Source organism: Microcoleus sp. D3_18_C4 (assembly GCF_036702355.1).
Lineage (GTDB): Bacteria > Cyanobacteriota > Cyanobacteriia > Cyanobacteriales > Microcoleaceae > Microcoleus.
In genome coordinates this window covers 59,512-72,807 of record NZ_JAUBTF010000016.1, presented here as the reverse complement: position 1 = coordinate 72,807, position 13,296 = coordinate 59,512, and the positions used below count along the sequence as shown (strand labels likewise).

Sequence of the window (13,296 nt, the reverse complement as noted above, 5' to 3'; positions counted from 1 at the left end):
TATAACAACATACCACAACTTGAGGGAGCGTCTCCATGAAAGCAGCCAACCTAGAAATTGGAGTTTGGAGGCAGAAGGCAGGAGGTAGGAGGCAGAAGGAAAGAGGAAGAAGGAAGGAATCAGAAGAAGTGTTTTTACAAATATGAGATGTTCCCCTACTTGACCCACGATCCGCCCAATGGTTACTTCAATGGACAGTGTGAGCTAAAGAACGCCTTTGAGGGTTACTGGTGCTACTGTTAGAACTATTGTTAGCATTATCTATCGCAAGTCGAACCGTCAACATTGCGTAACTCAGCCAAGGATTTGCTATCTCTATAATATAACCTTCTGTGATGTTGCTTATAATAATAGACACTAGAAAACAAATAGGCATTCCCGCTTCTTCCAGGGTGCTACGACTCAAATACCGAACTGCGTAAGCTAAATTGAGTACCAAGGAAGTCATCATTAAAATTAATCCCGGCCAACCGAAGGCTAACAAGATCCCGATGGCGCCATTGTGAGGATTTTTCGGTTGAAATCCATTTGGAGTATAAATAAAATAAGCAGGAGTACCCGCTCCTAACTTATCTTGTTGAAAAAATCCATCGTATCCGTAGCCAAACCAGGGACGCTGATTGACCGCAGCGATTAACTGTGGCCAGAATTCTGTCCGCCCAGTTAGAGTCAAGTCCTTGCCTAACCCACCTACAATAATATCCTCTAGGTTGTCTACTACAAAAACAGTCATAATTATGCTGACCACCAGGAAACATATAATCGCAGTAAATGCCCACTGAAAACTTAATTTTTTTAGAAAATTTAGTGACGACACTGCCATTATTAATATGATAGTAATCACTAGAGCCGAGCCCGATTTATTAGCCCTTACTAGGTAAAAGGAAAAGAACATCATTCCCAAAGAAATCCAGCGCTCTTTCTGAGTTTTAGCTCCTTGAAAATAATGCAAATACCAAAATGCCGTACAGAGAGCTAAGACTCCCCCCAAAGAATTTTTAGATTGGGTTAAGCCGACAAAATCGCCTGCTCCAGGGGGTTCTATTACAAAACTTGCCAAACCTATTGCCGTGTATCCCCACCGCCAGAAACGAGATAAATCCTCCCATTTATATTGGGCTGCAATGTAAAACCCGAAAGCAGTAAATCCTGAAAAAGCTAGGCCTGCTCTTAGCGTTGCTTCAGGAACTAGAGACCATAATGTAGACAGTAATGGAAGTAATATATAAAGTAAGAAAAAAGGATTCATTGTCAATACTTTGGCAAAAATTTCTATAAAATTGCTACTAAATTTTTTAATTCTTGAAATTAAAATAAATACTACCCAGGGGTAAAAAAAATAAGGTATGAGTTTTAATATGCCACCTTCTGGATCTTTCAAGTTGACAAAATGCAAGTAATTAAAAGGAGGTTGTATCAGAAAGGGAGAGATAAAAATATAAAGACCAGCAAAGCTTTTTTCTAAAGCCAAACCTATTTTTTTATAGCTAGCAAATTGAAATAATAGTATAGTGGCTACCGCGACTATAGCAAGTAGCATCCATGTCAATGAAGAACTACCTAAAATCAGCTCTTTCAGCATATTTGGTAGAGACACTGGTTCAGTCATAATTGCTTTCCTTTATCCGAAAAAAGACCAAATTATCTAGATATAAAATATAGCCGTCAACCCGGAACCACGCTAACACAGAAATTAGGCATAAAGCACAAATACAGCATCGTTTTTTCGGCGATCGCTTAAAATAATGAGCTTTTTGCCCAGCACTAAAAAGGCTACACTTATATAAATCATAGTCAATAAAATTAGGTGGTGTATGGTTAACACCCATTTTCCAAGACAGATAGCCCGGTCGGTTGTGGGTGTTGTCTTGTTTGCTTCCAGTGTCCTCGCTGATGCTAGAAGCACCCCGGCACAACTTCCCATCCCGCTAGGCGCACAGCAAGCCCAGAACGTTGCGCCCGTTACGAGATCGCCGGAAAGCTATAAACTCGGCGGCGGCGATCGCATCCAAGTAGAAATACTCGAAGTACCCGAACTCAGCCGCGGCTACGAAGTCCTTTCCGACGGTTCAGTCAACCTGCCCCTAATCGGCTTGGTCTCCGTCCGCGGCCGCACCTTAGTAGAAGCCACCAACATCATCCGGAACGCCTACCGGCGCGTCCTCAAAGACCCCATAGTCACAGTCAGCCTCGTCGCCGCCCGCCCCCTCAACGTCGGCGTCATCGGAGAAGTCACCAGGCCCGGAAACTTCATCATTACCCTAACTCCTGGCCCGGGAGCCTCGCCGAGTGTGCAGTACCCCACCGTCACCCAAGCGATCAGACTAGCAGAAGGCGTCACGGGTGTCGCCGACATCCGCAACATCCGCGTCCGCCGTCCCCAACGAGACGGCCCGGATCAAGTCCTCAACGTCAACCTGTGGAAATTCTTGCAAGAAGGAGACATCTCTCAAGACATCATTTTGCAAGACAGAGACACAATCGTGATCCCCACAGTCGCCAACTTTAACCAAGCAGAAGCTCGTCAATTTGCGACGGCAAACTTTTCGCCACCCCCAGAAAAACCTCGATCAATCTCCATCGTGGGTCAAGTCACCCGCCCTGGGGCTTACGTCGTGATCGGTGGCAACACCACAAACGACCTCAGCCGCGAAGGTTTCCCCACCGTCATCCGGGCGATTCAGCTAGCCGGTGGCATCACCTCCGATGCGGACATCCGGCAAATCCAAGTGCGGCGCGTCACCAGAAGCGGCGAACAAATTATCCCAGTCAACCTGTGGCAGTTTTTAGAGTCCGGCGACGGTGCCCAAGATACAATCCTCCAGCAGGGAGACACGATCATCGTGCCCAAAGCTACGATCGTCAACCCTGCAGAAGCTGGCGTACTGGCGACCACTAACTTTGCCCCTGTCGGCATTAACGTTTATGTAGTAGGAGAACTCAGAACATCCCTCGATCCCGTGAGGCTCCCAGCTAATGCCACCCTGAATCAAGCTTTAATTTCCAGAGGATTTTTTGGCTACGAGAATACCAGAGCTAGAAGGGATAAAGTTGAGCTAGTCCGCCTCAATAACGATGGTACAGCTACTAAACGGACGATCGAAGTCAATTTGACTCAAGGAATTAACGAAGAAACCAATCCTCAACTTCGCAACAACGACATGATTATCGTATCTCGCAGGGGTCTCGTCAATTTTGTCGATCGCATGAACGCTGTAATCGGACCTGTCGGGCCAGCTACGGGAGTGTTAAATTTTATAAACGTTCTCCGATTTTTATTCAGGTAAGAAGGCGGCGGGTGAGGTGGATAATTCCTGGCAAAGGCTAGAATAAACGAAACAATAAGATTACCCAGCCGCGACCTGGCCGCTTCAAAAATATCAACCTCAAAAATATCAACCTCAAAAATACCCAGGCTGAATATGGATAGCAGACAAGATTATCAACCCTTCAAACCCAAATCGAATGGCAAACTGCCGGAGTTATCAGCTCAGAACTACAGATCTCACTTCGTAGAGGAGAGAGAAGAAGAAAAGCTAGACTTGTCCTGGTTGTTAGGGGTCGTGCGCCGTCGCTTCCTGGTCATGGCAGCAGCCACCATTGCTTTGAGCGCCCTGGCAGGAACAGCGATCGTCCTCACGTCTAAACAGATTACGATCGAGTATGAAGGCTCCTTTTCCCTGTTAGTAGAACCAGCCACGGCTGAAGGTTTGCAATCCAAACAATTAAACAACACCCAATCTGCAGACTTAGCAAGAATTAATATAGAAGGAATTAGCCTACTAGACTACGAAACCCAAATTAGGATTTTGCGAAGTCCCAAAATGATGCAGCCAGTGATTGAGGAATTGCGGGCTTCGTATCCCAAAATGAACTATAGCGAATTGATATCAAAAATGTCAATCCAGCGTATCAGCTACACGAAAGATGGCAAACAGCAAGGCACAAAAATTTTACAAGTTCGCTACAAAGATTCAGATCAAAAAAAGATTTACCGCGTATTGGATAAAATTTCTAAAGCTTATCTAGATTACAGCTTGCAGCAACGGCTGATGGGCATTAATCAAGGTATTAAGTTTATAGATACGGAGATGCCCAAGCTCCGAGAAAGAGTGGAAGTTCTGCAACTGCAAGTCCAAAGACTGCGACAGCAGAGCAACTTGTTTGAACCTCAGATGGAGGGAAAATCTCTCTCTGAACAAGTTCAAAGCATTCGAGGTAAGCAAGTAGAAATTAGAGTTCAGCTAAAAGGGATGCGAAACCTCTATCAAAGCTATGAAAAACTACTCAACGAAAATAATCCCCAGGGGCTGCTGATGACCCAAGGACAAGCTTACGCCGGACTCTTAGGTCAAATTCAGAGAATTGACTCGGAATTGTCATTAAAATTAGCTCAGTATAGAGAAGACAGTTTGCCAGTTTTAGCGTTGCGAAAAAGTCGGGAAGAACTGATTTTAACCGCCACTCAACAAGCAAGAAAAGTGGTGATGGGAAATTTAGAGACCCAAATCAAAGAAGTTGAAGCGCGCGATCGCGAAATGACCGCTTTGCAAAATGCTCTCAACCAAAAAATTAGAAATTTTTCAGTCACAACCCGACAATACGACAATTTACAGCGGGAACTGCAAGTAGTTACTAAAAGTTTTTCGGACTTCTTGGCAAAACGAGAAGCGTTGCGGATCGATGCAGCTCAGCAGCAAATCCCCTGGGTGCTGATAAATCCTCCGCAAATTCCGCTAGACAAATTCGGCCAGCCTATAACAGCTACCGTCAAACAAACCAGAAAACAGTTAGCGCTGGCAGTAATTTTAAGCACTCTCCTGGGCATAGCAGTCGGCTTGCTGGTAGAGGTACTAAATACTGTGTTCCACACTCCAGAATCACTGAGAATCGCCACAAGATTGCCAATACTCGGGGTGATTCCGTTTACCAAAAAAGTCAAGCGCAGGCCGCCAGCCAGACAGAGGAAACTAACATCGGCTCGATCGAACTCGAAAGTGGAAGTAGTCGAACCGGGCGAAGCTAGACATACTGGTCCGATGAGCGGGGGACCAAGTATTTTGAGCGACTTGGACTATCAATTTTTAGAAGCATTTCGATCGTTATACACGAACATTCACTTGCTGAGTGCAGGCAGGGCAATTCGATCGCTCTTAGTTGGTTCAGCCGTAGCCGGAGACGGCAAATCTACAATAGCTTTGCACCTTGCAGCCACAGCAGCAGCAGTCGGACAGCGAGTATTGTTAGTAGATGCAGATTTGCGCTGCCCGCAACTGCACGCTAAATTAGGACTGTCAAACGTGCGTGGCCTAGGCGATGCCATCTCCACAGATCTCAGCCTCAATGACGCGATTCAACGAGCCCCGAACCAAGAAAATTTGTTTGTACTCACTGCAGGCCAAATTCCCCCCGATCCGATCAAGCTTCTTTCTTCCAAAAAAATGCAGTATCTGATGGAGCAATTTCAAGCATTTTTTGACTTAGTAATTTATGACACCCCGCCACTAGCAGGCTTAGCAGACACCCACTTGATCGCAGCTCACACAGACGCTACGATTATGGTCGTCCAAATTGGGCAAACCGACCGATCGCAAGTTCGCAAAGTTTTAGAAGAATTAAAAATTTCTGGAGCTTCCGTTTTGGGAATCGTTGCTAATGGCTGCAAAAACACCGGTCACAGCTACCGCCAGCGCCCGGTCGTTTTAGAGACGGTCTACGACCAAAAACTATCCGCTTTTGGTACGAAAAATCCTAATTAGACAAATGTTGATGCAGGCGGCCGAGCGCCGCCGTCCTCAACGGCAAACGCACAACCAAGCTATACCCTGATTTTTTGATAATAGTACCATTTGAGAAAGAAAATGATAGACTAACGGACATAGCCTCGTGTGTCAACCGAGATTGCGCGGATCTTTAAATTTGGCGGTAATTACTCAGAAAATGATTGAGAAATCAGCAAAAGTGGGTAAACTACATTTAGCAGAGCGCAATCTCAATCAGGAAAAGACACCTTTGAAGGTGAACGTTAGTGTAAACGTTAATGAGAACGTTTCAACCCAGAAACTTGGTAGGGATTATTCTATGAGTACAGTTATGGTTGTTGATGATAGCGTCACTCTGCGGGAGATGATCGCCGACTTGCTCAAAGGTAGAGGACTCAACGTCACCGTAGCGAGTGATGGCGTAGAAGCTCTAGAGCAAATCAAGGCTAACCGCCCAGATTTAGTCGTTCTGGATATCGTGATGCCCCGGATGAACGGCTACGAAGTCTGTCGTCGGCTCAAAAGCGACCCTAAAACCCAAAATTTGCCGGTGGTAATGTGTTCGAGCAAAAGCGAAGAGTTCGATCGCTATTGGGGAATGAAACAAGGAGCAGACGCTTACATCGCCAAGCCATTTCACCCTCAAGAATTGGTCGGCACCATTAAGCAACTGCTGCGAGGTTGAGGTGGAGGAATAGGGACAGGAAAAAAATTGTCTTCAGCGCTGATTATTTCTGCTCCCGCAGCCTCTCTAAACTACTCGATTGACAATAGTCCAAACATCCCCGTCCGATCGCACGTATGGAACAGAAATACTTTTAAAACCAGTAATAAAAGGCTTGTAATAAACCTGCCAGTAGCTGGGACTAATTTGGTCGGCGATAGCTTTGAGTCCCTTCACTTCCGCCGCCAGTTCCGCCGCCAGTTCATTAATCCGTTCCGCGTGTCCCTGAGCAAGCACTCTTCCTTCTTCAACTTGCTCCTCCATCGGAGTGATTCTTTGCAACTTTACCGACTGCTGCTGTTTCTGACTCAGTTGAGCAGACAGAGCCGCGATCGCGTCATCTATCCCCTTGACTTCTGCCGACACTTGTGCTTTTTCCCTTGCGTGACGCCGATAAGCATCGGCGATCGCTTGGGGCGAATCACCTGCTGGGACAACATCGGCAATACTAAGCTGCTGGCGTTCCAGGCGCAATTCCTCAATTTGAGAGTAGATTGCCTCTATATCAGTCTGAAGTTTGTCCACCTAATTATTACCGCGTGGTTGTTGGATATTTTAGCATATTAACACAAACCAATCACCTAATCGGCATAGAAATTGCATATTTTAGGCGAGCTAGAAGCAAAGCCCCACAAGCAGAAGTGGAAGAGTTTGAAAAATACAAATTTTTATATTTCTCAATTTATCGATTTCCGTCGATATCCAGTCGGGTTAATCAGGATCGTGTACGGTATCAGCATTATAGATTGGTAGTGAGGAAGGCAAGTACGAGCGAGTTTTATGAGGATTAAAGTCGTCACTACAAGCACAATTCCCAATTCCAATTTACCACTTTCCACTTTCCAATTTCCAATGATTAAGAGATTTTTTTAAGTTGTTAAGCTGTTGCACATTTAAACTGTGATACAAGCATTGCCATTATTTTTGATTTTGCGCCCCCATTTAATTATTAATTAATTATCCTTCATTTAAGAGGCGAGGCCATAAACAGGGCGAACGCATCTAAATTTCATGTTAACAGAATCTGGTATAGCGGTTCTCAAGAAAGCGAGGTATGGGGGCGAGTCCTATGCCCTATGCTCTATGCCCTATGAGCACCTCATGTTACGGAGAAAGGCTATATATTGGAGAAGAATTATTGAGTAACTACAAAACATTTAATTAGGGTTTACCTGTAGGGAACTCAAACCTAAAATCACCATCGCCGACCATTTTGCCGAGTTAGAATATCCAAGAATTGAGCGAATGAAACATCATCAATTAATTGATATTATCACCCTGTCAATTTGTGCCGTGATTTGTAGTGCTGATACATGGGTGGATATTGAAGTTACGGGCGACCTAAATACGAATGGTTAAATAAAATTTTAGAATCGCCGAATGGCATACCTTCACATGACACAATTGCGCGAGGATTGTTTCGCCTAAAACCGGAGCAATTTCAGAAATATTTTTTGAGTTAGATTTAATGTATTAGTTGCTTCAATCCAGGAGAAGTAATCGCAATTGATGGCAAAACTCTTCGCCATTCTTACGATCGGGGAGGAGATAAAAAAGCAATTCATATGCTCAGAGCTGGGGCGACCAGTCAAAGATTAGTTTTAGGACAAGTTAAGGTTGATAAAAAGTCTAATGAAATCACAGCTATTCCGGCTTTACTCAAAATATTAGAATTAAATGAAAGCATTGTCACTATTGATGCTATGGGCTGTCAAAGGTCAATTGTGAAGTCAATTGTCGAACAAGAAGGAGATTATGTAATCACCTTAAAAAAGAACCAACTCTCCCTGTATGCCAGAGTAGAAGAGTTGTTTAAAGAATCAATTAGACAAGGATTTTTGGGATGTACACATACAGATTGTTCGACGAATAAAGAGAGTAACCAGGGTCGCTCAGACATCCGACATTACAACCATGTTAAGTGACATCAAAGAGCTGATTGACCCGACAATCAATGGGACAAACTTCACAGTATAGGCTTGATATAATCCGTGATAATTGTGAAGGAAAAACAACTATTGAAGCTCGTTATTACATTAATAGTTTACCAAATAATGCTCAAAAACGGGGTGAATCAGTCCGCCGCCATTGGGGAATTAAAAATTATTTACATTGGTATTAGATGTGGGTTCCCGTGAAGATGATTGTCGGAGAAGAAAAGATAATGCTCCGCAAAACTTTGCTATTATTAAACACATCTCACTCAATCTTTTGAATCAAGAAAAAATTTCAAAAACTAGAGCAAAAAATAAGTGACTTGGAGCCGGGTGGGATGATGACTATTTGACTAAAATCCTCGCTGTTGCAGTTAACTAAATTCTCTCTCTCCCACTCATTACTAACTATTATACAACTTGTAAACAGTGGTTGTAATATTTTTATTCTCTCAAAATTAGCAGAAACGTAAAAACCACCATTAATCAGTTACTGTTTTCTTACTAAAGTCATTACAAAGCGTGTCTGTAGGTTCTAAGAATGGTGAATTTATCTCAAAATATACTCACCACTGATAAACAGTGTTCAATAAGATGCGTTCCCCCTGCTTCAAGTTCGGCTAATTTAGAGTCGATCGCAATTTTCAAGTCGCGAATGGGCTGTTCCTGCCGGTTGTTGTCGGCGGTTAGCTGCTGAAATCCAACTACTTGTTGGTTGATGCGGGCGATCGCGCTGTGATACGGTTTAAATAACTTTATTTTCCTGTCACTAAATAACCGCGCTGTCCGGTTTCAGCATTTTTTAAGGTGGAAAGCGTGGTTTCGAGTTCGGTTAAAACTTTGTGAGTGTGGCTCACCCACCGTTCGTTTTCGACTAACTTAAGAGTATTGCGGTAGAAAGTTGCCGCATTTAAAATTAGCAGCGCCACGGCCATTCCGATACCTGCGGTGATTTGGCGAGTCAGCGATTGTTTCAGGAAATACTCGGCACGCGAGTCCTGCTTTTTCTTTTATTTTAGCTGGATTAAGACTACCCGAATTTTTGGCGCGGTCAGAGACGGCGACTAAAGCCTATAAATTTTAGGCTCAAATGTGCGATAGATCTTATTTCTAGTTTAGCCTCGCTCCTACTCGCATCCCCCTTAAGTCGGAGATGGCATAAATCGCTCTCTTGCGTTTCGTGATGCACGCAGACACCAGACAATCTAGGATAGCCTACAAAGCTTAATTCGCCTTTTTTTGCATCGATTTTTGTATCGTTCGTGTTCCTTGGGCAGTTTCAAATTGCGGCGCAAAGAAAAGAGTTTTTACCTATTGACTCAAGTTGATTTTTGGTGTATCATTTAGATAATGGTAGTGGTGACACAAATTTAAATCTTGCCAGTATTCCCATTATTAAATAATACATTATCAAAATAGCGAAGTCAAGCTTTTTACCCTCAAAAAAAGGCGAATTTTAAATATTTTATTTAAAAAATAATCTTTTGGAGGCAGGGAGAAATTCACAGAGGGGATGACGCGGGTGAATAGTATCAGAAATCAGAAATGCGAGCGAGCGGGTAATTGGGGAGAATTAAGGGGTTGAAATTAGTTTAACATCGGAATGATATCTTTTTGCGAGCGAGACGCTCGATCGCACTCGCAAAGAGAGACTGGCCCTGCACTGAGAAAAATATGCTTCCGAGTGCAGTGCCAAAATAATATAATTAGACCATCGCCGCCACTGCTTTCATCGCGAAAATGCGATTGATCGCATCTTCAACAACCTTATCCGGCGTAGAAGCACCCGAAGTCACGCCGACTACAATTTTACCATCCGGTAGCCAACCTTCAGTTACGATCAAATCTCCCCCCAAAGGCTTGTGTTCGATCCGATTTCCCGGTAAAATGCGCTCCGCACAATCAATGTGATAAGAAGGAACAGTTTTGTCGATCGCAATTTCCTGCAAATGCGTAGTATTAGAAGAATTAAAACCCCCAATCACCAGCATCAAATCCAGCTTTTCCTCAACCAAACTCAACATAGCATCTTGCCGTTCCTGAGTCGCATCGCAGATAGTATTAAAACTCAGAAAATGCTCGCTCAAATTCTCCGGCCCGAACTTCCGCATCATCGTTTTTTCAAACAACTTGCCAATATTCTCCGTCTCAGTTTTGAGCATAGTAGTTTGGTTAGCAATACCAACGCTTTCCAAATCCACATCTGGGTCAAAACCAGCAGAATAAGCCTTGCTAAATTTAGCAAGAAACTCAGCGCGATCGCCCCCCTGCAAGATATAATTGCTGACATATTCAGCTTCTTGCCAATTCAGGACAATCAAATACTTATCAGCAAAAGAACTCGTCGCTACAGTTTCCTCATGCTTATACTGACCGTGAATAATCGAAGTGTAATCCTTTTTTTTGTGCTTTTCAACAGTATTCCAAACCTTAGAAACCCAAGGACAAGTAGTATCAACAATCTTGCAGCCCTTATCATTAAGCAACTGCATTTCTTGGACACTGGCTCCAAAAGCAGGTAAAATTACCACATCGCCACTATCGACAACAGAAAAATCTTTCTGCCCTTTTTCAACAGCAATAAAACCAACTTCCATATCCCGCAAATGCTGATTGACAGACGGATTATGAATAATCTCATTAGTAATCCAAATCCGTTCCGAAGGGAAATGCTGGCGAGTCTCGTAAGCAATAGCTACAGCGCGTTCCACCCCCCAGCAAAACCCAAAAGCCTGAGCCAGCCGGATCGTAACTGCGCCGCGTTCCAGTCTGTAATTATTGTCACGAATTTGCTGGATCAGACTGCTTTGATAAGCCGTCTGCATCACCCCAGCTACCTCAGCTTCGTGTCCGAAACCCTTGCGGTGGTAGTTTTCCGACTGTTGGAGCGATCGTTTAAAAGCTTTAGTATCCATGCGGTATCGAGTAGAAATCTAGGTTAATTACCTTTGATTTTAGAATGCCGGGGGTGCGATCGCGATTATTGGCTCAGTAGCGAAGAGGGGATATGCTATTTATACGATCGACACATTGAATTGAGAGCCAAGAAAGAAGGAACGCGCCTTCGCGGTTCGTTAAAAAAAAACTTAAAAAAAGCCGAGAGACCCAGATAGCTGAGTCTCTGCACGATCGAACTTATTCACAAAATCAGCTTCAAACCTTCTTCGGCGAAAAAGGAGAACTCGATTCAAACGAACTGAAACCGCCGGCAAAATCCTCACCGTAAGCTTCTTCCCCGTGCTCGCCGATATCCAAACCTTGGTCTTCAGCAGATGACGGCACTCGCAGTTCCATAAACTGCCCCAAAATTTTCAGGATCACAAAAGTGCCCACAGCCGCAAACACGTAAGTAACTACAACGCCTATAAACTGGGTCACGATTAGCCCCGGATTCCCCGCAAACAGCCCGTCATTGCCGGCAGCATTAACCGCTTTAGTCGCAAACACGCCAGTCAGAATCGCGCCTATAGTTCCGCCGACGCCGTGAATCGGGAAGGTATCCAAAGAGTCGTCAAATCCCAGCTTAGCCCGGAAACTAACGGCAAAGAAGCAGCAAACCGAAGTGATCGATCCGATCAAAAGCGCCCCCACTGGAAGTACGAATCCAGCCGCAGGTGTGATGCCCACCAATCCCGCGAGGAAACCGCTAGCAATTCCCACTGCTGTCGGTTTGCCTCTAAGCACCCATTCCACAATTGTCCAAGTTAAACCGCCGGCTGCTGCAGAAATCATGGTGGTGACAAAAGCCACTGTTGCTAAAGAACCAGCTCCCAAAGCGCTACCGCCGTTGAAGCCAAACCAGCCGAACCACAGCATCCCAATTCCCAGCAAGACGTAGGGTACGTTGTGAGGGGTGTGGGGCTTGTTCAAGTGGTCTTTGCGGGGCCCGATCATCCAAGCTGCGACAACCGCAGAAACACCGGAACTAATGTGTACCACTGTGCCGCCGGCAAAGTCCAGAGATCCGATCGCCTGCAGCCAGCCTCTACCCCAAACCCAGTGGGCTAAAGGAGAGTAGATGAAGGTAGACCACAGCAGTACGAACCAGAAATAGGTTTTAAATGTTACCCGTTCGACGATCGCCCCTGAAATCAAGGCTGGAGTGATGATGGCGAACATCATCTGGTAAACCATGAAGACTTGGTGGGGTATTGTCGGTGCATAGCCGATCGGATCTGGTGCTTCCGCCGTGACGTTGTTCAAGAACATCCAGTCGAAGCCGCCGATGAAGCTTTCGATCCCCTTACCAAAGCCTTCGGACGCTGGAGTGGAAACGTCAAAGGCTAAACTGTAGCCCCACAACGTCCAGGTGACGCCGATCACTCCCATCATGACTAAGCTCATCATCATGGTGTTGAGGACGTTGCGCGATCGCACCAGTCCCCCGTAGAAAAACGCCAACCCCGGTGTCATCAGTAATACCAGTGCTGAGGAGACCAACATCCAGGCCGTATCGCCGGTGTTGATCGGATTCGGCGCCACCGCAGTAGCGGCACCAGCATCTTGAGCTAAGGCATTGCCTGTCAGCGGTACGCTTAACAGCCACAGTGCAATGATGCCGATCGTTAAACTTTTTTTGATCACGTTAGTTGTACCTTGTCATACTCAGCAATTTTCCGGGAAGACCGAGCCGATTTTAGATGTGAGGATTTTAGATGCAATAGTTATTTGGTTTTAAGTCCCTGTTTTAGCGGAACAAATCTTCAATAGATAATTCCCCAATCCTCAACCCCCCGACTTCGTATAGCCGGACTCATCTAAATTCGTCAACTATCAATCTAATGGTCTATGCCTTTTGGATTGCACCATTTGTACCAACAGTTATTCTGTATCACCCTATACTAAATAGCTAACTATCATGTTTCTTAATCTATCA

General features: G+C 44.8%; 8 protein-coding genes and 1 pseudogene. 4 read left to right on the top strand and 5 right to left on the bottom strand.

Going from position 1 to position 13,296, the window contains the following annotated elements; all coding sequences use genetic code 11:
- Positions 1 to 187: 187 nt before the first annotated feature.
- Positions 188 to 1,609, bottom strand: coding sequence for an O-antigen ligase family protein (locus QUA90_RS10895; RefSeq protein ID WP_333322761.1), 1,422 nt, complete (start codon positions 1,607 to 1,609; stop codon positions 188 to 190).
- 259 nt (positions 1,610 to 1,868) lie between these two features.
- On the opposite strand from QUA90_RS10895, the gene QUA90_RS10890 reads away from it, so the two are divergent.
- From QUA90_RS10890 to QUA90_RS10880, 3 genes are all read left to right on the top strand, one after another.
- A complete protein-coding gene (locus QUA90_RS10890; RefSeq protein ID WP_333445427.1) occupies positions 1,869 to 3,287 on the top strand; it encodes a polysaccharide biosynthesis/export family protein in 1,419 nt (472 codons plus the stop codon).
- Positions 3,288 to 3,422: 135 nt separating this feature from the next.
- The gene (locus QUA90_RS10885; protein ID WP_333445425.1) at positions 3,423 to 5,759 is read left to right on the top strand and encodes a polysaccharide biosynthesis tyrosine autokinase; all 2,337 of its coding nucleotides are present in this window, start codon (positions 3,423 to 3,425) and stop codon (positions 5,757 to 5,759) included.
- A gap of 322 nt (positions 5,760 to 6,081) precedes the next feature.
- Positions 6,082 to 6,447: a response regulator transcription factor gene (locus QUA90_RS10880; RefSeq protein WP_039886668.1), complete on the top strand. Its 366-nt coding sequence runs from the start codon at positions 6,082 to 6,084 to the stop codon at positions 6,445 to 6,447.
- A 66-nt stretch (positions 6,448 to 6,513) separates the two neighbouring features.
- Here the strand turns inward: QUA90_RS10880 and QUA90_RS10875 are convergent, their stop codons facing one another.
- Complete coding sequence (locus QUA90_RS10875; protein ID WP_333445423.1) at positions 6,514 to 7,011, bottom strand: hypothetical protein; 498 nt, start codon at positions 7,009 to 7,011, stop codon at positions 6,514 to 6,516.
- 669 nt (positions 7,012 to 7,680) lie between these two features.
- Between QUA90_RS10875 and QUA90_RS10870 the strand changes: the two are divergent.
- Positions 7,681 to 8,742, top strand: a pseudogene (locus QUA90_RS10870) (ISAs1 family transposase).
- Positions 8,743 to 9,175: 433 nt separating this feature from the next.
- Here the strand turns inward: QUA90_RS10870 and QUA90_RS10860 are convergent.
- The 3 genes from QUA90_RS10860 to QUA90_RS10850 form a co-directional block, all read right to left on the bottom strand.
- A complete protein-coding gene (locus QUA90_RS10860; RefSeq protein WP_333389102.1) occupies positions 9,176 to 9,349 on the bottom strand; it encodes a CHASE3 domain-containing protein in 174 nt (57 codons plus the stop codon).
- Positions 9,350 to 10,126: 777 nt separating this feature from the next.
- Positions 10,127 to 11,335 (bottom strand): 4-hydroxy-3-methylbut-2-enyl diphosphate reductase, encoded by a 1,209-nt coding sequence (locus QUA90_RS10855; protein WP_333389101.1) that lies wholly within the window; start codon positions 11,333 to 11,335, stop codon positions 10,127 to 10,129.
- Between the two features lie 238 nt (positions 11,336 to 11,573).
- Positions 11,574 to 13,001, bottom strand: coding sequence for an ammonium transporter (locus QUA90_RS10850; protein WP_445300102.1), 1,428 nt, complete (start codon positions 12,999 to 13,001; stop codon positions 11,574 to 11,576).
- Positions 13,002 to 13,296: the final 295 nt, after the last annotated feature.

Coding starts and splice junctions, on each gene's coding strand:
- QUA90_RS10895 (WP_333322761.1), bottom strand. CDS start 1,609: ATGACTGAACCAGTGTCTCTACCAAATATGCTGAAAGAGCTGATTTTA.
- QUA90_RS10885 (WP_333445425.1), top strand. CDS start 3,423: ATGGATAGCAGACAAGATTATCAACCCTTCAAACCCAAATCGAATGGC.
- QUA90_RS10880 (WP_039886668.1), top strand. CDS start 6,082: ATGAGTACAGTTATGGTTGTTGATGATAGCGTCACTCTGCGGGAGATG.
- QUA90_RS10855 (WP_333389101.1), bottom strand. CDS start 11,335: ATGGATACTAAAGCTTTTAAACGATCGCTCCAACAGTCGGAAAACTAC.